This window comes from Paramesorhizobium leguminum (genome assembly GCF_003217235.1).
GTDB lineage: Bacteria > Pseudomonadota > Alphaproteobacteria > Rhizobiales > Rhizobiaceae > Paramesorhizobium > Paramesorhizobium leguminum.
In genome coordinates, this window is record NZ_QJTF01000006.1 from 111,614 (window position 1) to 132,195 (window position 20,582).

Annotated in this window: 29 protein-coding genes, 1 tRNA gene and 2 pseudogenes; 9 read left to right on the plus strand and 23 right to left on the minus strand. The window is 57.3% G+C overall.

All coding sequences use genetic code 11. From position 1 onward, the window contains the following. Window positions 1-41: 41 nt before the first annotated feature. Window positions 42-914, minus strand: a complete 873-nt coding sequence (gene gluQRS / locus C7477_RS07070; RefSeq protein WP_110750514.1) for a tRNA glutamyl-Q(34) synthetase GluQRS — start codon at window positions 912-914, stop codon at window positions 42-44. A gap of 119 nt (window positions 915-1,033) precedes the next feature. On the opposite strand from gluQRS, the gene C7477_RS07075 reads away from it, so the two are divergent. Together C7477_RS07075 and C7477_RS07080 are read left to right on the plus strand one after the other, a co-directional pair. Then, window positions 1,034-1,678, plus strand: coding sequence for a DNA-3-methyladenine glycosylase family protein (locus C7477_RS07075; RefSeq protein ID WP_110750642.1), 645 nt, complete (start codon window positions 1,034-1,036; stop codon window positions 1,676-1,678). A 171-nt stretch (window positions 1,679-1,849) separates the two neighbouring features. Continuing rightward, on the plus strand, window positions 1,850-2,407 hold the full coding sequence (locus C7477_RS07080; RefSeq protein ID WP_110750516.1) for an HNH endonuclease: 558 nt from the start codon (window positions 1,850-1,852) through the stop codon (window positions 2,405-2,407). A gap of 134 nt (window positions 2,408-2,541) precedes the next feature. Here the strand turns inward: C7477_RS07080 and C7477_RS07085 are convergent, their stop codons facing one another. Next, entirely contained in the window at window positions 2,542-3,069 is a 528-nt protein-coding gene (locus C7477_RS07085; protein WP_181418372.1) for a disulfide bond formation protein B, read from the minus strand. Window positions 3,070-3,112: 43 nt separating this feature from the next. After that, a complete protein-coding gene (locus tag C7477_RS07090) occupies window positions 3,113-3,700 on the minus strand; it encodes a YqaA family protein (protein WP_110750520.1) in 588 nt (195 codons plus the stop codon). A gap of 165 nt (window positions 3,701-3,865) precedes the next feature. On the opposite strand from C7477_RS07090, the gene C7477_RS07095 reads away from it, so the two are divergent. The 3 genes from C7477_RS07095 (at window position 3,866) to C7477_RS07105 (ending at window position 5,034) form a co-directional block, all read left to right on the plus strand. Then, window positions 3,866-3,950: transfer RNA gene (locus C7477_RS07095), tRNA-Leu, on the plus strand. Window positions 3,951-4,180: 230 nt separating this feature from the next. Continuing rightward, window positions 4,181-4,489 (plus strand): type II toxin-antitoxin system TacA family antitoxin, encoded by a 309-nt coding sequence (locus tag C7477_RS07100; RefSeq protein WP_110750644.1) that lies wholly within the window; start codon window positions 4,181-4,183, stop codon window positions 4,487-4,489. Continuing rightward, window positions 4,486-5,034 (plus strand): GNAT family N-acetyltransferase, encoded by a 549-nt coding sequence (locus tag C7477_RS07105; RefSeq protein WP_110750522.1) that lies wholly within the window; start codon window positions 4,486-4,488, stop codon window positions 5,032-5,034. Before C7477_RS07100 ends, C7477_RS07105 begins: the two co-directional genes overlap by 4 nt. Window positions 5,035-5,733: 699 nt before the next feature. On the opposite strand, the gene C7477_RS18945 is transcribed toward C7477_RS07105, so the two are convergent. The 6 genes from C7477_RS18945 to C7477_RS07125 form a co-directional block, all read right to left on the minus strand. Next, on the minus strand, window positions 5,734-5,907 hold the full coding sequence (locus C7477_RS18945; RefSeq protein ID WP_181418368.1) for a hypothetical protein: 174 nt from the start codon (window positions 5,905-5,907) through the stop codon (window positions 5,734-5,736). Window positions 5,908-6,013: 106 nt separating this feature from the next. Further along, window positions 6,014-6,208 (minus strand): hypothetical protein, encoded by a 195-nt coding sequence (locus C7477_RS07110; RefSeq protein ID WP_110750524.1) that lies wholly within the window; start codon window positions 6,206-6,208, stop codon window positions 6,014-6,016. Next, window positions 6,208-6,333, minus strand: coding sequence for a hypothetical protein (locus C7477_RS19360; protein ID WP_281032525.1), 126 nt, complete (start codon window positions 6,331-6,333; stop codon window positions 6,208-6,210). The genes C7477_RS07110 and C7477_RS19360 overlap by 1 nt, the downstream gene beginning before the upstream one ends. Beyond that, the gene (locus tag C7477_RS07115) at window positions 6,333-6,572 is read right to left on the minus strand and encodes a hypothetical protein (protein ID WP_110750526.1); all 240 of its coding nucleotides are present in this window, start codon (window positions 6,570-6,572) and stop codon (window positions 6,333-6,335) included. The genes C7477_RS19360 and C7477_RS07115 overlap by 1 nt, the downstream gene beginning before the upstream one ends. After that, on the minus strand, window positions 6,569-6,757 hold the full coding sequence (locus tag C7477_RS07120; RefSeq protein WP_110750528.1) for a hypothetical protein: 189 nt from the start codon (window positions 6,755-6,757) through the stop codon (window positions 6,569-6,571). The genes C7477_RS07115 and C7477_RS07120 overlap by 4 nt, the downstream gene beginning before the upstream one ends. Before the next feature lie 168 nt (window positions 6,758-6,925). Then, window positions 6,926-7,201: a hypothetical protein gene (locus tag C7477_RS07125; RefSeq protein WP_110750530.1), complete on the minus strand. Its 276-nt coding sequence runs from the start codon at window positions 7,199-7,201 to the stop codon at window positions 6,926-6,928. A gap of 95 nt (window positions 7,202-7,296) precedes the next feature. On the opposite strand from C7477_RS07125, the gene C7477_RS07130 reads away from it, so the two are divergent. From C7477_RS07130 to C7477_RS07150, 4 genes are all read left to right on the plus strand, one after another. After that, window positions 7,297-7,551, plus strand: a complete 255-nt coding sequence (locus C7477_RS07130) for a helix-turn-helix domain-containing protein (RefSeq protein WP_110750532.1) — start codon at window positions 7,297-7,299, stop codon at window positions 7,549-7,551. After that, a complete protein-coding gene (locus C7477_RS07135; protein WP_110750534.1) occupies window positions 7,548-7,916 on the plus strand; it encodes a hypothetical protein in 369 nt (122 codons plus the stop codon). The genes C7477_RS07130 and C7477_RS07135 overlap by 4 nt, the downstream gene beginning before the upstream one ends. A gap of 5 nt (window positions 7,917-7,921) precedes the next feature. Next, on the plus strand, window positions 7,922-8,320 hold the full coding sequence (locus C7477_RS07140) for a hypothetical protein (RefSeq protein WP_110750536.1): 399 nt from the start codon (window positions 7,922-7,924) through the stop codon (window positions 8,318-8,320). Between the two features lie 496 nt (window positions 8,321-8,816). Further along, window positions 8,817-9,002 carry a hypothetical protein gene (locus C7477_RS07150; RefSeq protein ID WP_110750540.1) on the plus strand — a complete coding sequence of 62 codons (186 nt, stop codon included), beginning with the start codon at window positions 8,817-8,819 and terminating at the stop codon, window positions 9,000-9,002. Here the strand turns inward: C7477_RS07150 and C7477_RS18950 are convergent. From C7477_RS18950 to C7477_RS07215, 14 genes and pseudogenes are all read right to left on the minus strand, one after another. Beyond that, on the minus strand, window positions 8,999-11,020 hold the full coding sequence (locus C7477_RS18950) for a hypothetical protein (RefSeq protein WP_181418369.1): 2,022 nt from the start codon (window positions 11,018-11,020) through the stop codon (window positions 8,999-9,001). The genes C7477_RS07150 and C7477_RS18950 overlap by 4 nt on opposite strands. After that, entirely contained in the window at window positions 11,011-12,399 is a 1,389-nt protein-coding gene (locus C7477_RS07160; RefSeq protein WP_110750542.1) for a hypothetical protein, read from the minus strand. The genes C7477_RS18950 and C7477_RS07160 overlap by 10 nt, the downstream gene beginning before the upstream one ends. 12 nt (window positions 12,400-12,411) lie before the next feature. After that, window positions 12,412-12,699, minus strand: a complete 288-nt coding sequence (locus C7477_RS07165; protein WP_110750544.1) for a hypothetical protein — start codon at window positions 12,697-12,699, stop codon at window positions 12,412-12,414. Next, window positions 12,696-12,854: a DUF6290 family protein gene (locus C7477_RS07170; RefSeq protein ID WP_110750546.1), complete on the minus strand. Its 159-nt coding sequence runs from the start codon at window positions 12,852-12,854 to the stop codon at window positions 12,696-12,698. The genes C7477_RS07165 and C7477_RS07170 overlap by 4 nt, the downstream gene beginning before the upstream one ends. A 157-nt stretch (window positions 12,855-13,011) precedes the next feature. Then, window positions 13,012-14,007, minus strand: coding sequence for a winged helix-turn-helix domain-containing protein (locus C7477_RS19165; protein ID WP_245411751.1), 996 nt, complete (start codon window positions 14,005-14,007; stop codon window positions 13,012-13,014). A gap of 85 nt (window positions 14,008-14,092) precedes the next feature. Then, window positions 14,093-14,323, minus strand: coding sequence for a hypothetical protein (locus tag C7477_RS07180; RefSeq protein WP_110750548.1), 231 nt, complete (start codon window positions 14,321-14,323; stop codon window positions 14,093-14,095). Window positions 14,324-14,366: 43 nt separating this feature from the next. Beyond that, on the minus strand, window positions 14,367-14,531 hold the full coding sequence (locus C7477_RS18955) for a hypothetical protein (protein ID WP_181418370.1): 165 nt from the start codon (window positions 14,529-14,531) through the stop codon (window positions 14,367-14,369). Then, on the minus strand, window positions 14,528-14,962 hold the full coding sequence (locus tag C7477_RS07185; RefSeq protein ID WP_110750550.1) for a hypothetical protein: 435 nt from the start codon (window positions 14,960-14,962) through the stop codon (window positions 14,528-14,530). The genes C7477_RS18955 and C7477_RS07185 overlap by 4 nt, the downstream gene beginning before the upstream one ends. Beyond that, on the minus strand, window positions 14,946-16,490 hold the full coding sequence (locus C7477_RS07190; RefSeq protein ID WP_110750552.1) for a YfjI family protein: 1,545 nt from the start codon (window positions 16,488-16,490) through the stop codon (window positions 14,946-14,948). Before C7477_RS07190 ends, C7477_RS07185 begins: the two co-directional genes overlap by 17 nt. Further along, window positions 16,487-17,363 (minus strand): annotated as a pseudogene (locus C7477_RS07195) (DUF7146 domain-containing protein). The gene C7477_RS07190 and the pseudogene C7477_RS07195 overlap by 4 nt, the downstream one beginning before the upstream one ends. Continuing rightward, window positions 17,360-17,665, minus strand: coding sequence for a winged helix domain-containing protein (locus tag C7477_RS07200; protein WP_110750554.1), 306 nt, complete (start codon window positions 17,663-17,665; stop codon window positions 17,360-17,362). The pseudogene C7477_RS07195 and the gene C7477_RS07200 overlap by 4 nt, the downstream one beginning before the upstream one ends. Beyond that, window positions 17,662-17,871, minus strand: a complete 210-nt coding sequence (locus tag C7477_RS07205) for a hypothetical protein (protein WP_110750556.1) — start codon at window positions 17,869-17,871, stop codon at window positions 17,662-17,664. Before C7477_RS07205 ends, C7477_RS07200 begins: the two co-directional genes overlap by 4 nt. An 89-nt stretch (window positions 17,872-17,960) precedes the next feature. After that, window positions 17,961-19,016, minus strand: coding sequence for a hypothetical protein (locus tag C7477_RS07210; protein WP_110750558.1), 1,056 nt, complete (start codon window positions 19,014-19,016; stop codon window positions 17,961-17,963). Further along, window positions 19,013-20,204 (minus strand): annotated as a pseudogene (locus C7477_RS07215) (tyrosine-type recombinase/integrase). The gene C7477_RS07210 and the pseudogene C7477_RS07215 overlap by 4 nt, the downstream one beginning before the upstream one ends. Window positions 20,205-20,582 lie beyond the last annotated feature (378 nt).

Here is a 20,582-nt window from a genome sequence, read left to right on the forward strand (position 1 = left end):
GATGAATATCATTTTCAACGGGATGACAAAAATCCGGCAGATTATAGCCCTACCAGCCGCCGAATGTCCTCCGGCTGCATTCCCGCCTCGCGCAGGGAACGGAGCGCCGTGTCTCCCCGGCTTTTGGAAAGCTTGCGGCCATCTTCGCCCAGGATCAGGTCATGATGGTGGTAGAGCGGTACGGGGAGACCGAGTATATCCTGCAGCAACCGGTGCACGGCGGTGGCGTGGAAAAGATCGCGGCCGCGCACGACGTGGGTGGCACCTTGCAGCGCATCATCGATGACGACGGAAAGATGATAGCTCGTGGGCGTTTCCTTGCGTGCGATGACGACATCGCCCCAACGCGATGGGTCGGCGGCGATGCGGCCTGTCTCACCCGCCGGTCCCGCGCCGGTTTCATCCCAGTATAAATCCCTGCCGTAGCGGGCCATGGCCTTTTCCACATCGAGGCGCCAGGCGAAGGGTTCGCCAGCGGCGATGCGGAGGCGGCGTTCAGCGGCTGGCATGGTGCGTTCGTCGGTGGGGTAATGCGGCGTACCGTCGGGGTCATGCGGCCATTCGCGGCCATCGCGCGTCCATTCATCGATGCGGGCGCGCACCTCGCCCCGGCTCATGAAAGCGGGGTAAACCAGCCCGGCTTCGATGAGCGTGTCGAGCGCTGCCTGGTAATCCGCGAAATGCTCCGACTGGCGGCGCACCGGCTCTTCCCATTCAAGCCCGAGCCAGCGCAAATCCTCTATCAGATGGTGCTCCAGTTCCGGGGCGCAGCGGGCGGTGTCGATATCTTCGATGCGTAGGAGAAAGCGGCCATCGGCTTCTCCCGCCATGCGCGCGTTCAGAAGCGCTGAGTAGGCGTGGCCCAGATGCAAGAGGCCGTTGGGGCTGGGGGCAAAGCGGAAAATGGGTTTCATAGCGGAAGATTACCGATAGGGTCCATTTGCGATTTAAAGCGAAGGACGTATTTTTTATCGCATGATCAATTACGAAAAGTCTGCAACTTTTTGGGATCATGCAAGACAAGGACAGCCAAATGCGGCGCATCGATACGCTTGACGATATAGAGGAAGGCATCCGCGCGCTGGTGGCGGGCGATGAGCGTCTTCACGCTATCCGCGCCGCCGTGGCAAGTGTGCCGCTTCGCCGCTCCGAGCCGGGGTTTGAAAGCCTCGCCTCGATCATCGTGGCGCAGCAGGTCTCGACCGCGAGCGCGGCGGCGATCTGGGGGAGGCTCAAGGCTCATATCGATCCGCTGACGCCGGAGAATTATCTGGCGGCTGGCGAGGAGGCTTGGCGGCTTTCCGGCCTGTCGCGACCCAAGCAGGCCACGCTCGCTCATGTCTCGCAGGCTGTTCTTGCGGGGAAGCTTGATCTTCTCGGCCTGTGCGACCATCCGGCGGACGAGGCGATCACTACGATGACGGCCATCAAGGGTATCGGCCCATGGACGGCGGAGGTCTACCTTCTGTTTTCGGCAGGCCATCCGGATGTATTTCCGGCAGGCGATGTGGCGTTGCAGGCGGCAGTGGGCCATGCCTTCGGGCATGAGGCGCGCCCTGATGCCAAGAATCTGCGCGCTTTCGCTGAAATATGGTCGCCATGGCGCGGCGTGGCGGCGCGGCTGTTCTGGGCTTATTACGCGGTTATTCGCGGCAGAGAGGCCGCTCCCCTTTTATAATCTTTGCAAAAAGAAACCAAAATACGAGGAATTGATAGGCGAGACGCCTTCGTTCTCGTTTTGCGCTTCACATTAGTGTCACCTCAGGCTTACATTATAGATGTCGGCTGGTTGAATTCTTTGTTTCCAAGCAGGTCCGTTCCTGGACTTGCTCCAAAGGAGGGTGATTCCTTGACGGTAGCCGTGTCGCCCGGCGGGTTGCCCGCGCTGGTATTAAATGCGGACTACCGTCCGCTGAGCTACTATCCCTTGTCGCTCTGGTCCTGGCAGGACGCGATCAAGGCGGTCTTTCTTGACCGTGTGAATATCGTTGCCGAATACGATCATGAAGTGGCCTCGCCCTCCTTTTCCATGCGCGTGCCGAGCGTCGTCTGTCTCAAGAGCTATGTGCGCCCCTCGCGCAATCCGGCCTTCACCCGGTTCAACGTTTTCCTGCGCGACCGCTTCGAATGCCAATATTGCGGCACGCATGATGACCTGACCTTCGATCACGTCATCCCGCGCCGGCATGGCGGCGAGACGACATGGGAGAATGTCGTGGCGGCCTGTTCGCCCTGTAACTTACGCAAGGGCGGCATGATGCCGGCGGAGGCCAAGATGTGGCCACGGCAAAAGGCTTTTGCGCCAAGCGTGCATGATCTGCATAACAATGGCCGGCTGTTCCCGCCGAATTTTTTGCATGAGAGCTGGGTTGATTATCTCTATTGGGATGTCGAGCTGGAACCCTGATCGGAAACGGATGAGGCCGGTCTGCAAATGGCGCTTTGCTGTGCTCCGGTGCTCACGTACCCAAAAGTACGCTCCGCTCCGGTGCTCGCAAATCACCATTTTCGACTCGGCCTGATCCGTTTCCCGGTAGAGCCTTACGATCTTTTATCCGATCGGGTGAATGCGCCATAAAACCCAACGCTAAGCAAAATCAGGCTCGCCACGGCGTTCCAGCCGGCAAAGGAGAGACCGAGGAAGCGGCCTGCAGCCGTGTCACATGCGGGCGGGCGGATCGAATTGATATCGCCCAGGAGATTGCCGGCATTGGTGGTGATCGACATGCTTGCCGCCGAGCAATCGGTGGGGCCGGCCCAGAATTTCCACTCCACGCCCGCGTGGAAGACCGCGAGCGCAAGGCCGTAGGTCATCAGCAGCGCGCCCGCCAGCAGGAGACCCCGCACGAGCCAGCCGGGCCATTTCAAGCCACCGGCGAGAGCGGCGATGAGCATCAATGGCGCGCCGATATAATAGGGGGTGCGCTCTTCGAGGCAGAGCTTGCAGGGCATGAAGCCGCCCAGATGCTGGAAGCCTAGCGCTCCGCCGACAGTCGCGGCCATGGCGAGGCCGAGGAAGATGGCGGCAACGGTCTGGGTGCGACCGGAGGGTGCGCGGAGCGAGGCGATATCGAGGGACATGGACCGATCCTGTACGGCTTTATTTCAGGCTTTAGTGCAAATACTTGATTGCTATAAACAGCAAAATAAGGGCGACGGATACGGCGCCCGCAATGAGTCCTAGCCGCTTTTCGATGAATTCGCGGATCGGCTCGCCATAGCTCCGCAGCAGCCAGGCGAGGAAGAAGAAGCGGGCGCCGCGCGCGACGATGGCTGAAACGATGAAAAGCCAGATATTGACGCCCACCGCGCCGGAAAGGATCGTCACCACCTTGATTGGCGGCAAATGGGCGAGGCCGGAGGTTATCAGCATCAGGAGGATGGCATCGGCGCTGGTGGAGTTGCGCAGCCGCTCGAATGTATCGAGCTTGCCGTACATTTCGAGCACGGGCTTCGCAACCGTTTCATAGGCGTGATAACCTAGATACCAGCCGGCGATGCCGCCCAGCACGGAGGCGATGGTGGCAATCAGCGCATAGCGATAGGCGCGCTCAGGCTTGGCCAGCGCCATAGGCAGAAACAGCACATCCGCCGGCACCAGGAAAATAGAACTTTCAATGAAGGCGATGAAGGCGAGCCACCATTGGGCGGATTTTCTGGCGGCGAGCGAAAGGGTCCAGTCGTAAAGTTTGCGCAGCATCAGCGTTCCAAATTGTCGGTTCGGTCGGCCATTCTCTAGAGGCTAAAGCGGCACCGGGCAATCACGCCTGCGCAACATTCATGTGGTCCACTGCGATCTTCCTGTTGACGGGAAGGTGCATATAATTATAGTCCGGCGCATCCGACGCTGCATGCAAGCGTCCGGGCCCCTGTGGCGGAATTGGTAGACGCGCTCGACTCAAAATCGAGTTCCGCAAGGAGTGCTGGTTCGATCCCGGCCAGGGGCACCATTTTTCTCTGAAAAACCATTATTTTTCAACTCGTTAGATGATTTTCAGCTTTTCCAATCCACCCCTTAATCCCCCTCGCGTCGTTCGGTTGGACTTCCCATCGGAAAACGATTTTGCCTGACATACAATGGCAGTGGGTGAGAATGTGTGATACGCGCTGCTATTGAACTGTACGCCGTTTTGACGTACGTATGATCAACAGCACCAACCACAGGACGCAGGAGGCTGATATGTTGGCTTTCCATGATGAAGTTAGCGGCGTTGACGAGAAAAGCAGCGAGAGAATGAACTTTCGCACCAAGCCCCGGATCAAGAGGACCATTCAGCGCGCCGCTGCTCTTTCCGGTGTGGATGACTCGGTCTTCACCATGAGTGCGGCATACAAGGCTGCGATGGAAACCATTGCCGCTCATGAACACACACTCTTGCAGCCGGTGGATCATGAAGCGTTCTTTACGCTTCTCGACAATCCTCCTGAGCCGACCGCACATTTGAAGGCAGCGTTTGCCCGCCATAGAAGGGCGGTCATTTCAAAGTGACAAGCGAAAATCCGAACCTGCGCACCATTGAGCCGTTCGATCCAGACAAACATGATCGAGCGGCTTTTTCTTGCGGGGTGCCGCAAGTCGATAACTTCCTCAAGCTGACGGCGAACAAATTATCGAAGGCTGATGCAATCCGGGTGTTTGTTCTAACTGCCGGGACAAATGAACTCATTGGCTTCTATGCCCTAAATGCTCATTCCGTCGATTACCGGGACCTCCCGCCGCCATATGCCAAGAACCGGCCCAGCCACGGCAATATCGCCGCCGCGTATATTTCCATGATAGGCGTGGACAGCCGCTTTCAAGGGCAAGGTTTCGGGGAAATGCTTCTCGTTGACGCCATGCAGCGGATCGTCATGGTGTCGGATCAAATGGGAATACGCGTCATCATGCTCGATGTTCTGGATTGCGGGAACGAGAGGAACACGGCGCGGCGGCTGAAGCTTTATACGGAGAAGTTCGGCTTCATGCCTTTGCCGTCCAACCCGCTCCGGCTGTTCATCCCCGTTAAAACCGTCAAGGCGGCTCTCGCTGGCTGAGACCAGCTGCGCCCTCCACGAATTCAGATTTCCGCTCCGAGAATGCCGCGAGCCGCGTTTGATTTCCTTTGATTTAATTCAAGCGGGAAGGCACACGCCGCCCCGCGTCCGCGCGTACTGCTCCCGAAACTCTCCGGCCTGCCTCCATGGCTTTGGAGAATGCCGCCCCGCTTTGATACTCTTTGATTGTTTTTCAAACGGCCATAGACCGCCTGACAAAATTGCCCTGTTGGGAAAATTCATCAAACCCTTAAAACCCGAACCCTCAAAAGTATCAAAAATCGGAAAACCTCTCCGCGCCGCGCCGGTCGCTTTCTCTCGCGTGGTGATGCCGGATTAATCGGTGGGGCGCTCGCTCGCCCCTCTCCAGCGGTCCGGGATAACGTGGTTCTGCTCGCGATATGATGTTACTTAAATCGGTGCGGGCCGTCTGCTCGCGTATGATATGGGATTAATCGGTGCGGCTGGTGCGGTCCCCAAAATCGGGGCGCTCAAATATCTCCCCCAGCGGTATTATGGGATTTTCCCATATTGACATGATTGACAAGGAACTTCCCCCATTGGGGAAAGCCGGTGACGCTCACCAATTCGGACGATGTTCCCATTCGCGCCGGGGGCCTTTCTCCCCCCATTACTCCATAATTCGGAATCAGAAATTTTAAGCTCTGAATCGAATACCCTGAAGCTGAGGCAGGCTGCTCAAAGCCCGTGCCCGCCCATCATCCTCGCCGGATATTCGCGCCCGTCTTCATAATCCTCGTCTCCGTCTTCTAAATCCGTGTCGCCGTCGATCTGGTCGAGAAGTGCAATCGCTTCATCGATCCAGCGTTCGAGCAACAGCCGACGAAGGCGGTAAATCGCTGGGCTGTTCATTCCACGCCGCCTTTCACCTTAGGCAGAACCCAGATGGAAACGACCGTCACGCCGCGAGCGATACGAAGAAGGAGGAAGGCTAGGAATATGCGGATGGTCGCCAGCATCATTCGGCCCTCCCTGCTGCATCGAGCACCGCGTCCCGCTCCTGCATCAAGTTCAGGAGCTTCTCCGCTTGATCGGCGTATTCCGGCCATTCACGGTCGAACCGTTCGAATGCCGCCAGCTTCTGCCGTTCGTCCAATTTGGACATGACAACCAAGATTTTGATGTTGAGCACATCGTCAGCGGAAAGTGCCATTATGCGTCCTCCTTCACGTCAAGCCGATCCAGCTTGGCGAGAAGCGCCAACTTTTCAGCTTCGGTGAGCGTCCGCCATTTAGCGAGAAATTTGGCAATGCGCTGCGTTTCGGTCAGAGGCTTCATCACGCCTCCCTCCCCGGAAAGGTGGATTGCGGGAGAAGTGGGACGCCCAACTCAAGGGCGAGGCTCTCCGCGCGAACCCAGCCGACAGGCTTGGATTTGGTGGTGTTGCGAATTGTCCAGGTGTCGTCACCGTTCAGCGTTTCTATGGCATAGAGCACCCATCCGCCCTCTTGCGGGTAGGCTGATAGCTGGACGGCGACAGGGCCGCGCGAGCTTTTGAACTGGATTACCTCGCTCATTGCACGTCCTCCCCGTCGCCATCAATTACCGCCGCCATACGACGCAGAAGCGCCGCCACGCGCTTGCGCTCGTTTTCGCTAAGGAGAGCAAAAAGTTCCCGCGCTTCCGCCTCACGGCTTTGTTTGTCCGTCTGCGGGGTATTGGGCAAGCCTTCGGCGCTCGCCGGAATGGTGTGTTCCGTCATTGGTCTGTCCCACATTTTTTAAGTTGGTTGGTTCGGTCTTACCCTCGTTCGGGTATACTCTCAGAGGGGGTAAAAATAAGCGTCATAAGTGTCATAAGCGTCATGCCAATTGATTTTATTATGTTTTTTCATGACACTTAGAAATTCATGCCGCTTCTATGCGTCATTTCAGGCCGCCAAAAGGCTGGCAATCTGCCCTTCAATCTCACGCTGGCGGTTCATGATATCGATCCGCCAAGGCTTGTATGAAAGCATTTCGGCCTCGTGCCGTAGGTCGGCAATCTTCGCCGCCACCGGGTTAACCCGATAGGCAATCGCTTGCTTCAGTTCGGCCCATACGATTTGCAGGCACCAAGTGAACAGAGAGCGCTTGAACGGGCGATTACCGTACCGGGCTTTATAATCCTGCCATGCGCGCTTCATGATTTCAGAACGGTTGAACATTGGCTTGTTCCCTTATATCGTTTATGATACCTACGTACCATGTATGAACTATATGGTCAATACGTGAGTTCAATTTTTTATACGCAGGTATCAAAATGGCGATAACATCGGAACAATTGCGGGCGGCGCGCGCCCTTCTCAAGATGGAACAGAGGGCGTTGGCAGAAGCCTCGAACGTCAATATTCAGACGTTGAAACGCTATGAAGGCGGCTCTGGCGTGCTGAGCGGCAACTATCAGAATATCGAAGCCCTGATTTCTGTTTTGGCGAATGCAGGCGTCCAATTTCTCGAAAATGGACAGGTGGCAAACGGGCCGGGAGTGGCGCTGGCAGGACCGCGTTCCGAATGAAGGGCGACCGAAGATATTGGAAGATTGAGGGCTATGACAGCACCGAACTCATCTTCGAAAGGGTCATTCCCGTCTATTGGGCGAGCGAAAAATGCATGATGGATTTGCTATGCCGCCTCGCTTCAAAGCACCTGTCCGAGAATGAAATTATCGAGGCTTCTTTGAACGGGCATCATCTCGGCGGAAACGCGCTCTTAGAGCCGCAAGTGTCGCCTGGAGGCGCATCGCGCCGCTATTCCATATCCGTGGGCCATCCCAATTATTACATCGCGTCCGCTTGGCTGAAATCTGAATTGGTGGCGAAGGGGTATGTCTTTTCTAAAAATGGACAGGTGATCTGTCCTGGTGGGGTATTGAAACCGTGAGCAAAATGCCGAAAACCTATAAGGCCGGAATGAAACCGGCACTGCCACCGGACGCGACTTTGGTCACCATAATGGGCTTAGTCGATAACCAGACGGAGTATGTTCGGGCCGTTCTCGGCAACATGAGGGGGTATGATAAAGATTGTCAGGTTCGGCTTTCGATAAACAGCAATCCTCGCCGGCCGGATTATCTGATTGAGGCGCTATTCTACGACGCCATAGACGGCGAAGATGTAGCGCACCCTCAATCAGTCGCGATTTTTAACGGTCGCACCCACAAAGGCGCGCTGGCCGTCGAGGATACCAAACGCCGCCTTTGGTCGAGCCACGCTATGAGGTTCGAAGCCGTTCAACGGCTCCTGGGGGAATTGCGGGGGCTTCGAGTGGTAGAGTTTGCCACTTGATCGTTCTTGCGGCCCCTGCCGCGTCCCACCTCCCAAATTCTGTTAAGGGCCGGTTGCTACTGCTACTCCCGCTACTTCTGCTACTTCGGAGGAAAAGAGAAGGGGACGAGTAGCGGGAGGCAGTGCCTCATAGGCTCCTTCCGGCTCAAAATTTTTTCTGCAATTCCCCTGAAACGGAACTGACAAAACTGACAAAAATGGAACTTGGGTATTTTTGTCAGTTTTGTCAGTTCGCCTTTGGGCTGTTTTCGTATTTTTTCGGCTCAGAATTTTATGAAAATGCCCCAGAGCCGAACCCTCAAAAGTATCAAAAATCGGATTTGGCTAATTTTGATACTTTTGAGACCTCGTCAGAAGGCGCATATCGGAGAGCGTGACGATATGCGCCTCGACCTCGACATATGGGGTCTCTCCAAATTCGGATGGACCCATTTTCGGAACCTTGCCGCCCCACGCGGTTTTCTCCTATAGTGTGGCGCAAGGATAGGGGTTAGGGATGACCAGAAACCAACAGGGCTTCATTTACGCGATCTGCTTCGTTCTTTTCGGCCTAGTCATGGGTGGCATTCACTGGCTTCTCACCGGGATCAACGGTGATTTCGGAATGGGGGTTGGTGTTGGCTTCTTCGTTGGGATTGGCCTTCTGTTCCTCGCCTCCCGCAACGTCCGCGAAACACCCTAGCGGTTAGGCCGTATCGTAATCTCCAGCGGCTTGCGCGCTTCCTGCCCCAGAACTCTAGGCGCGGTTTCCGGTCCGCTAACCTTACGGGCAAACTGCCCCTGAACGTTGACGACGAATTTCAAAGCTTGATCCGCCGTAATGTCCTTCCGGCGTTGCGCGGCTCTGATAGCGTCGATTGCCTGTTTCAGGTCCGTTTGGTTCCCCGGCTTTACGGTCAGGTAGCGCGCGAGTTCTTCATTCACCTTCTGCTGTGAGGCCGATTGGACGCGCCCAACGGTCTTATCTCCCAACTTGGCGGCGGCACTCCCCGCCTGCATGTTCAAGAGTTCACGGATAACGCCCGGTTCTTTTGCGTTCGCGCCAATATACTTCATCGCCTGAGCGCGGGCGAATGTTTCGGAATTGCCGGTCACGCTGTCGCGGGATAGGCGAAAGGCGCGCTCAGCATCAAGCGATTTCAGCATCTGGTCGGCTTGGTCCTTACCCACTAGAAGAGCGAGCTTTTCCTTGTTGTATCCGCTCTCGAATGTCTGGATGCCCTTCAATGCATCGTTTCGCGCCGTTCCCATTGTGTCTGCGATAGCGGAGCGTCCACCCTGAACGAAGGCTTCGCGTTCTGCGTCCCCCATCTTGAGAAGCTGGGTGCGTATCTGATTGGGCGTCATCTGGTTCTTGAAAATGGCCCGCCCCTCTTCCAGCGCATCGAGCACGGCGGCAGGGCCGCTGAACGCTTTGCGAGCCTGAGCATATTCTGGCACCGCCTTATCGACCATCTTTGTCAGAAGGTCTTTTTGCTGAATGAAAATCCGTGCTTCATTGTTGTTTCCGGCGCGCTGCGCTGAGGAAATCATGTCATCCAGGGCGCGCTTTGTCAGGTCGAGCTGCCGAACGTCTGGAACATTTCTCAGCGCAACACTGCCATCGTCCGATACATTGGCGAACCATTGCTGCGAGGTAATGCCCTCATCTGCGGCAAGCCCCTGTGCTTTCTTGAGCGCCTTTCCGACCGTAGGGCGGCGCAACAGTTCCTCCAGTTCTTTCGAGAAGGGAACAGGCTTGGAATACGCTGCGTCGTAGAGCGGCTTTGCCGCCGCCGATCTGCGGGCGATAATGTCATCTGCGAGCGCCACGGTATCGACGTTCTGACCGAGCGCATCATCAAGGGAAGACGATACGCGCTGCCCTGCCCCGGCCTGCCGCTGCGAAACTGCGGACCGAACCATCTCCTGCGCGCGGCCCGGCGTTCCGGCCAAGGCACCAGCATACGATTGCAGATTCGGGCCAAGGTCCATCGGCATGGCATCCGGCCCCATCTGCGCGAGGCGAGCCGGTACGTCATCAACACCGTCTGCGGCGGCGGCCCGCGTGAAAGCTTGCTGTGCTCGTGAAGGGGAAGGGCCGGTGAGTGCGGCGATTCCCTTACCAATGGCGCGACCTGCAATAGGTGCTGCACCGCCAAGCATACCGCCGTACATCAAGCCCTGTTTCATGGCGCTTGGATCATAATCGCTCCGAACGCCAGCGTCTGCTGCTCCGATGCCTGCCCCTGACATGGCCCCTGCACCAATATTCTTCGCAAGGCCACCCAAGCCAGTGCCGCCACCGGCACCGAAGGCAGCGGGAGCAGCGGCAATAAGCGGCACCGTCGCTGCGACACCTCCCGCAATATTCAGGCCGGTATTCACATAGGGGTGTTCTTCCTGAAACGCCTTGTCCTTGCTCTGCTGAATATCCAGCGCCTGGTTGTAGCGTTCTCCCCACGTTTCGCCGGGAAGCTTCTGAAAGTCATCAGGCAATAAAGGGTCCACGACCGGCGCAAGCGTGGCGTTGGTCGCTGCGTCGAGTTTGTTCAGCAGGCCGCCAAGAACCGGAATGCCGGTTCCAAGCGCGCGCATGGTATTCTCAGCGTTCAGGCTCCCATCCTGTCCGGTGGCGTTCCGCCCACCGCCCTGCTGCTGCAATCTCAAGCGAGCCGATGCAAGCGCGATGGCTCTTTTCTGTTCAAGGGTCATTTCCATAGTGCGCGCTCCTCTGGCGTCATGATGCCCCATAGCGAAGGATCAACGCCTTGCGGCGCGGCGGGGGCGTTTTGATTGCCACCCGAATTGGAAAGGATCGAGCGGGTACGCTCATCGAGCAGCGGCTGTTTGTCGATTTCGGCTAAGCGCCTGTCAGCTTCTGCCGGAGTGACTTCACCGCGCAAAGCACCGGATGCGATAGCGCCGCGCTCCGCATTAAGCTGCGCCTTTCGCTCGAAGATATTCATAATCATCTGGTTGGCTTCTGGGTTGCCGCGAAGGCGTGGGAAGCTCCCCATGAGAATATCCATGTCTCTATCCGATAGCGCGCCAGACCCCGGAACCCGTAAGGTTGGGGCCAACTGGTTCACCTGCGCTGTGAAAGCATCCCCGGCAGAACTGAAGCCTGGGAACATTTCAGCTAAGCGCCCCGATACCGGGCCTTGCGGTGCCTGCGTCAGCAACTCACGCATGACGGGGATGGACTGCGCCACCGAAGCGGATTGCGTTCCAGCATCAGCCAGCGCCCCGAACCGCTCGACATTTCGCCCTGCGGCTTTCTTCGCAAACTCGCTTTCATCTTGGGCGGCGTTCTGAGTAACATTGGTCGCCCCGGCCTTCTTGATCTCCTGCTGGTATTGCGAGAACGTTCCCTGATAGCCTTGGCGGCGGGCAAAATCATATTCTTGGATATCGCTCGTCGGTTTGATCTGCGGGTTTCGGAGGTTTTCCACTTCCAGCCCCAGCTTCTGCAATTCCAGCGCGGCCTTCGGATCAGCACCCTTCTGCAAATTCTGGATCACCTGAATAGCCGCCTGCGGATGCTGCGCGAGTATCTCCGCTTCACCTTCTGGGACGCCGCGAGCCGTGAGATAGCTGACGGTCTGGTTCTCCTTCTTGACGTTGTTGACGGCATTCAGGCCGCCGCCGATTGCAGAGAGAACGCCGTTGCCCGAACCAAGCCCCTGCAAGAACGCGGCGGCTGTCTCCATGAAGTTACCGCCCGAATTACCTGAACGCGCCTGTGCGGGCTGCTGTGCGCCCTGCTGCGGCTGGAGGTGGCGCAACGACGCCTGATAATCCTGCTGCGTGATAGGCGGGCCGTTTGCGGCTGGTGCAGGCGGGAAATAGTTCGGATCGTTCCGGCCAACAGCAACAGGCGAATTGACCATTCCCTGCGGCTGCTCGAACGCCGACATTATGCCGCCCTTCGGGATTGTCTCCTTTGAGGGAATGGAGCCGGTCGCCGTCAAGTCGATTATCGGCCCGGATTGCGGCTGCGGGTTGGTCAGCATGTTTTGTGGCATGAGGTTGGGCTGTGCTGTCAGGTAATTCGGAACCTGCGGCATACCCAGCCAGCGAAGATCAAAATTCGACATGGCTTCTCTCCTTCACTGTATGCCGGTCGCGCCTGCGACCAAGCTTTCATAAACTTCGTTGGCGTGTATTTCGGCTTCGATTTCGCTGCCGCCCTCCGCTCGCACATCCTCACTGGCTATCTCCGCAAGCATGTGGGTGATTTGCATGATTTCCGCCCGTGCAGCGTCCCAATCGACGCGGCGCGTGACATCATCGAAGTTCTGCAGCGCGACTTGCCGGATTATCCCTTGCACGAAATCAGGGTGCAGAATGTAAACGCCTGCCGGGGCTTTAAAGGGCCGTAAAAGCGGCTTGTTCATCGCGGGGAAGCCTCCCCAGCTTGGGGGAGCACCGAAGCGCGGATCAACTCTGAGAGCGAAGTTCCCTTCTCCTGGGCGAGCTTTTCCAGCGTCCGCTTTTCTTCCCTGAAAACCCGGACGTGGATATAATCCGGCATTGCAACATCTGAACGCATAGCAATCTCCTTTCGTGGCACAATTTACCACGAAAGGGGCGCGCTTTCTCGAAATACGTATTAATTATCAAGCGGTTGGCTTATTTCACCGCCGCTCATCGTCTATCAGGTTCCATCAAATTCCGGGGAGATATATAGGTGCGACAATTTGCCTCACTTATGGGGTGTGTCGATTTCGCCAGTTGCCCACAGTTTGCGGGCTGACACCCACGCGCCGGGAAATCTCCCTGTCCGATAGCTCCGGGTTTGCGTCCAACATGGACAGGACGGCGGCGCGCTTGTCGGCATTGGTGCGGCGGACGGTATGGCTCAAATCTGAGCCATGGGTATCCACAGTATGGATGCCCTCTGATTTCTCGCGAAGAATGCGAAAATCTTCCTCAAGCCGATCCATGAAGGGGTCTTCACGCTTGGTCGGGTCAATCCATTGGCGCTCAAATTCATACCGCTTCCAGTCGAACCGCGCCTGAATGTCTTCCCATGATGTTGCGGCCTGTCCCTCATCAAGGGAGTGCTCCAGAAGGGATATGCGGCATTCCACCTCTGCATGATGGTCCCAGCCACCGCCGTTGAATAAGCCCCGGTCCCAGCGAAGGCGGTCCCATTGCTTTACCTCTCTTAGCACCCCGTCCAAATTTGACGGCCATGGATAGGCTTTTGTCACCGCCTCTCGGATTGCCGGGGTTATGCTGTCCATGTCCCAGAGGTGAGATTTCTTGCCGTCCAACGTGGACGCAAACCGATACTGGCGGTCGTCATCATCGGTCCAGTATTCCCATGTAGCGATATGCTCGACGGCGGCGGCAAGCAGCACCTCACGCGCATTGTGAGCGAACACCGCCGCCTCCGATCCATAAGCGGAGAGGACTTTCGCTCTGAGCTTATCATTGCGGGTTTCCCTCTCGGCCTTCCTGGCGCGCGCTTCCGGCGAATTGAATAAGTCATCGAACGGATTTGAAGCCGGTTTCGATGCTGGTTTCACGCCGTCCAGTTTTGACACGGCTTGCGCGAAGGTCATGCCGGCGGATTTCGCCACTGCCTCCGCCCGCGCTCTTGCCGCCCTCCGCTCGCCATCCGTCGCGCCGCCCGAAACCAGCGCATAGACCTTGCGGAATTTCTCAATGTCCAATTTAGGCGGGGCGTGAGTGGTCATCGATCCTCGCCTTCTGGGAAAAGCGGAATGGCGGCTATAGCGCGCCTGATTGCCTCATGCGCTGTCATGGTTCCATTACCTTCCATTACGCTCCATTACCCCCGTGAACCATCTCCGGCGTTCCGAAGATTTCGCGCTCCACCCAATCGGAAAAGCGCTGGAAGAAAGCGAAGTCCGCGCCGGTCGCCTGATCGACCATCTGCTCAATGCCGCTCTTGCCGAACTCGAACTTGTCGCCGGTTTCGTCGCGATAGCGCTTGATGATTTCATCCGTCCCCAGCGCCCATTGAACGCAGCCCATGAATGCCGGGTACATCAGCGGGTCGTTGTCCCAGGAGGTTTTAAGAAAGTCTGCTCGCTCATGACGCCCTCGCTTTGATGAGATGGCTTTCTGTGATGGCCCTGACCGCCTCGACGGGCGAAAGGCCAAACTGCTTCCTGAGGTGGGGGATTATCGGGTGAGGCTTCGCGGCATCTGGCGTTGTCGCCAGCCATCGCGCCGCTTCCTTCATTGCTTTAGTCATGGTGTTTTATCCTCCGTTTTCAGAACAGCCCGTCCAAATTTGTCAAAGGCGATACGGCCCTGTTTTCTCAAGGCGTCCTCGGCCTGTCCGGCGCGGGTGCCTCCCCAGCCAAGAATGCGCATCGCCATCCCGTAGGACATGGGGCCATAGGCAAGCAGAGCGTCCGCGTAGCGTTCTGGATCGTCTGGCTTAGGCGTCGTGTCGGGCGACCATTCCGCGCCGGGAAATGGGATAACCCGCCCTCGCTCAAGTGGTGCGTTGGGTTTCTCGCTCTTGTCGCTCGCCTCTCGATCAGCAGAAAAATTTTCATTTTCGGCCCCGGACGGAACTGACAGAACTGACAAAAATGGAGTTTCGGTATTTTTGTCAGTTTTGTCGGTTTGCCTTGGGTACGTTTTCGCGTCTTTTAATGCCTCAAGCCAGCGCCCCATTTTTCGCCTCCTTCATCTTGGGGTTCCAACGATAGGATGCTGAGGGGCGTCCGCCTGCTGCCCCAGCGGCCTTGTCGAACTTGCGGCAATGATGCGTTTCTTCCAGAAGCTCGACAGCCGCGGCTAAAACATCGCGGTCAGTAAGGCCCTGCCATCCTTTCCGCTGAATATCGCGGATGGTGAATTCTTCCGGTAGCATGTCGCGCCGCTCCGGTATGAGGCGCGCGCCGTCCTCGACAACGATTGTGTTGCCGGATGAATAAAGCCGGTTCGCATGGCTTCGCAGATAATCCGCCCACCCCAGAGCCAGAGCCATGGCGTCCGGCCCGACTTCGGCGTGGCCACCCTCGACCAACTCGAATATCAATGCGAGGCTGGCGACCGTCTTGGGCATTTTCAGCAGATGGCTTTCGAGAACCGTAGACAGCTTGCCGTTTCGTGCCTCAGTTTGAATTTCCTCCATCCATTGCTGAAACATGCCCTGTGCTGGCGTTGAAAGCCTGAACACCGTGGGGTTATCCGGGCTGCCTAGTTCCAGTTCGTGAAGGTCACGGAATACTGCCTCATAGGCTTCTCTGGCGGCTCTATCCGGGTGCCGGTCAATCCACTGCCACGAAGCTCGCGGATCCGGCCAGACGGTCAACTGTAGACGCTGGATCAAGCCATCATTGCTCGCGCCGGTAATCGCCCCTCGGACAATCGGGGCAATCCGCGAGGGCTGAACGCCGCCGATAATGCTTACCGTGCAATTGGCGATATGGACCGTTCCGCGCCCGATGCGGTCATAGGTGAACTGACCTGAACCATTGAAGGCTTCGAGATAGAAGGCCCTATCACTGGCGTGTTCCTCGCTCTCCATCTGAGACAGGAAGCCCGGAAGCTCATCACGGACCAGCAGCAGGCCGCGAGGGTTTTCATTCAGAAGTTCACCCAGCTTCTCGACAGTGGCGTCGTTCACCACAATGCGCGGGCAAGGCGGTTCATCGTCGTCGCCTTTTGTCATTTCGGCAAGGATAGCGCGGGCTGCATCCTTGTCGCCTTCTTTGTATGCTTTCGCCGCTGCCTTCGTTGCTTCCTTGGTTTCAATCTTGCCTAGAACGTCATCGATATCGGCGGACTTTAAGCCCTCCTGCCACTGCTTCCGCATATCGTCCTGAATTGCATAAACAGGGCCAAGGGCCTTTTGCATCGCCGGGGTTTTCATCGCGGACGGCGGTCCAATGATAGCCCCCCATAGGTTGGGAACCTCAATCCAGTCATCCAGTTGCTTCGGAGCGACGCGGATACGATTTCCGATTATGGAGGCGATGCCGCAAAGCGCCGCCACCGCCACGAAATCGGGGACGGATTGCTGTCGATCGGAAACATCAAAAACATAACCCCGAAGTGCAGCCGGTAATAGTTCCGGCACAAATGCTTCGACGGGGGGCAGGCTGGATGAAATGGGGATGGGCTTCTTCCAAAGCTCAAACGGTTCTTCCCGCACCAAGTGATCAAGGATTTTCGCTGTAGGCTCGATCGTGCTCATGCCGCCGCTCCTTTCACCAGGAGAATGTCGTTCCAATCCCGACCGTCTGGGGCGGGCAACAGGCTGACTTTCCAGCCCGCTAACGCCGCGCGGGTCGCCCGCGCGTTGCCCGCTTCCCGGCCCGCGTCGTCGCCATCCGTGGCAATCGTCAGCAGCGCTGGATTATCCGGCAATGACAGGGCTTTCATGCCGCTGGTGGATAGTGCCGCCCAGACGGCCACAGAGCCGCGCACAAGGCCGGAGAGGAGCGAGAGGCCCGTTTCTATGCCCTCGCACACAATCAGCTTATCGGTGCCGCTGGAGAGGCGCACCGCGCCGCCTGCCACGGCCCCCAGCATCGCCTTTGCTGGCTCGATCTGCGCTTTGCCGCGACCATCCGGGCGAAGGTATGTGCGATGCACCGCCAGACGCGGCGCTCCCTCGACCAGCGCGACCATTGCAGGGAAGCGATTGCCGGAAGGGTGCCAGCAATCGGGATGGAACCGCAATGTATCGGCAAGGGTGCTGGTAATGCCCCTATGGCGCAAATAGGTTTCGACAATCGTGCCGTGGATTGGGCGAGCTTCCCGCCAGCAGGCCAGTGCGCGGCCTTCCTTGCGCTTCGCTTCGTCGTTCTCGGCCTGCCGGATACGCTCAAGGTCGGCGGGCGATGGCGGGGAATAGTTTCCCTCGCCCTCGACCAGTCCCCGGCCTTTCAGTGCGTCCAGAATATCCGTGAAGCTGCAACCCGAATGGCAGCGAAGCAAGAGCCTGCCGTCTGTCCGATAGGCTCAGGCTTGGGCGCTTGTCGCCATGGGCGGGGCAGCGCGCCACGCCATAGCGGCCATGCCAGTGACCGCCCAGCGCGCGGGTTATCTCTCTCGCGGCGCTCATAGCGTCACCGCCGAAGTTTCGCGAAGCACCTTCAAATCTGAACGCAAAACGTAGCGTCCGTGCGTTCCGGCGTAAGGTCCGCCATGCTCTTCGTGGATCGTCTCCACCACGATACCGGCTTGCCGAAGCTTGAAGATATAATGCGACCAGCGCAGCGCGGGATTGTGCAAAGGGGTGCATCCCGCATCGCCAGCTCGGAGAAGCTGATCGAGCGCCCAAGCATCCCGGCCCACGACTGTAACAAGCCCGCCATCCGGCCGAATTTTGACTGTAAGCGACTGAACTGATTTCCGCCTGCTCATGCTGCGCCTCCAATTCCGGCAAGCTCGCAAACGACGCGCGCCGTCGCTATCGGAAGGCGGAAGCGCTTTGCGATGATCGATGTTGTTAAATTCGTTGCGGTGAGGGGCGGATTGCGGTAATCAGAAGGGGACCAACCACTTTGAATTACCGATCCGCCGTCCTTGCTGCTGTCTAGCAAGTGCGGCGTTTCTGTTTTATGGTTCATTCAAGCCTCCTTCATGGGAGGCACGTCAGCCATACAGCGCTTCGCTTTTGCGGCTAACCAGTGGCTGGATTGAACATAAATTAATGATTTTATTGAACTTTCCGCGCAACGGCTCGGAACTGCGATAGCCACTCCTCGTACCATTCTGGGCTGAGGTGCTTCCCCTTCACGGTGAAAAGCCTGCTGTCCGCGTCCTTGTTTTTATCGTAAGCGGCGGCTAGCTGCTTCGCCTTCTGGATACAGGCTTTATCGGTCGTGAAAGCGAAATCTTCTTTATGCGCCAACGCAAGGCGGTTGAGAACCTTGTGCCGCTCTATCTTCAACTGTCTATTAGATTGCCCGCCGTTCTTGCCGTTGGCTCGGTTTTTCTCGATTTCTTCCAATTTTTTTACCGCGTAATCCTCGTACGGTTTTCGCAGTAATGCCTCGTAGTGCCGCCCAATCATAAACGCCGCCTTCGCAATGAAATGTACTTCAAGGCCATGGCGCTCGTCCTCTGTGTCGATACTCGCCATGTTCGACTTGTACACGTTATGCCAATTCAGAATGTGCAATGCGTGGTCTATAGGAGAGTTTGGGGTAAACTTACCTTGTCGCCAGAACTGATGAATCGAGTCTGCATTTCGCCAAGGGTAGAGGGCGAGCCATTTATTTATTTGAAATCGAGCTTCTTGAATGTTGTCGAAATTTGCGAACCATAACCCCTCGCGTTTCGCCTTCAGCGCGGCCCCACGGTCGCGCCGGATCGGGCGAATGGTCCCGTCAGGCTCCACATAAATGAACGTATCGTGTAGTCCGTCAAATTTTCCGCCTAGTCCGCTCGCGAGAGCCTCCGAAGCGAAAGCCGCAGCTGCATCGATTTCACCGAACTCGTCCCCAAGGCTGGTACGCGCGGTCGCCTTCAGCTGTTTCAGTAAGTGGGCCGCAGAGTATTCCCCCCAATTTTCGGCTTCATTGGGATCCACATGAGTTTCGAAAACTTCAATCCCGTGGCCCTTCACCACCTTGCGCACAACGCCCTCAAGCGTATGTCTTAGTTCCGCGCGCTCACCATCAGTCAAGTGCAGCCAATCGATGCGGTCCCAACGCCTTAGAGATGCATGGTCCCGCCAGGAACTGGCTTCACTGGTGCTCCCGTCAGTCATCCAAAAGAAACCCTCAACAGTTGGCCTTTGCCCTCGCTCACGAACCGCGCCCAGCGCTCCATCAGCGTCCGCCGCTGTTCCAAGAAATCCGTGCGCCGATAAGCCCGCTCGACCGATCCGCCGACCGTATGCCCGAGAACGGTTTCAGCGATATCGTGGGGCGTTTCCGTCGCTTCCGCTATCCAATCGCGTAAGCTGGAGCGAAAGCCGTGTGGGCGGGCTTCCAGGCCGGCGCGGCGCATGAACATTCCCAGCGTCATATCGCTGATGACGCCACTGCGGACGTTCGGGAAAAGGAAGCCGTCGCGAGCGTGGCGGCGGGCAGCTTCGATAACCTTCATCGCCTCGACCGTAAGCGGAACGCGGAAATCACTCGTCGCGTCCTTCCTGCCTTTCATGGCCTCGGCGGGAATCGTCCAAACATCGCCGTCGATCTGGTCTTCATGGATTGAGCGCAGCGGCCCGGAACGAACGCCAGTGAGGATAAGAAGGCGCATAGCGAGGTGGGTTACGCTGTCATCGGTCAGCGAGGCATAGAAGGCCGGAACCTCCTGCCAGGGCATGGCTGGGATATTCTGAGCCTTGTGGCGCTGCTTTCCGAGAAGGGCGCGGGCCTTCTCCGTCGCCTGCAAGTCTACGGTCAGACCAAGCGCGGCTGCATGCTTCATACAGATGTTGAGCCGATTGATCGCCTTGCGCGCGGTGTCGGCTTTGGTGTGCCAGATCGGGGCGAGGGTGTTCCTAATCTCCGTTTGGTCGATATCGGCCACCGGCACATTCCCGAGCTTTGGGAGGATGTGGTGTTCAAGCGGGCTGAACCAGCGCCCTGCCTCACCATCGCCTTTCAGTTCGGCCTTGCGGCTCTCGAAGGCGTCCCTTGGCGATATCCTTGAGTAAATGAAGGTTGCGGGCGGCTTCCCGTTTCTGGCGTTCCCGCTCCTTGATTGGATCGGCATTCGAGCGGACCACAGTCCGCCACTTTTCGGCAGCTTCACGCGCCTCCTTCAAGGAAACTTCGAGCAAGGAGCCAAGGCCCATTTCCCTCCGTCTGCCGTGAACGGTAACACGAAGAACCCACTGCCCGCCGCCATCAGGCCGCTTGTGCAGCCACAGCCCAGCGCCGTCATTGTATTTCCCCGGTCCCAGCGTGGCGACTGCCCGCGCGTTCAAACGGTTTATTGCCCGCACCTCGATCCGCCTTTCTCAGCGGCTCTTTTCATCCACCCGCCAATCCACCTTTCATGCTGCGATTGGGTGAATATTCGTGATAGAGCCTGATATTGAACGTAACGGGAACAGTATGGCCGATCAAGGGGCTTGATACAAGATGATAGAGGATGATTTTCGCTGATATTTCAATAAGATGCCGGCCCAGGGGGGCACCATTGAAATATCCCCTTATTTGCATCCGCATTTTGCCAAGATGGCTGGTCAACGCCGGTTACCCGTTTGGTAATCATATTGGTCGACCGACATTTTCAGCTATCTTAGGTTGTGTTATATAATTTATACTCTCTTTACGTGCTGATTCTGCATGCACGAACATCAATGTTTTCATTAATAAAG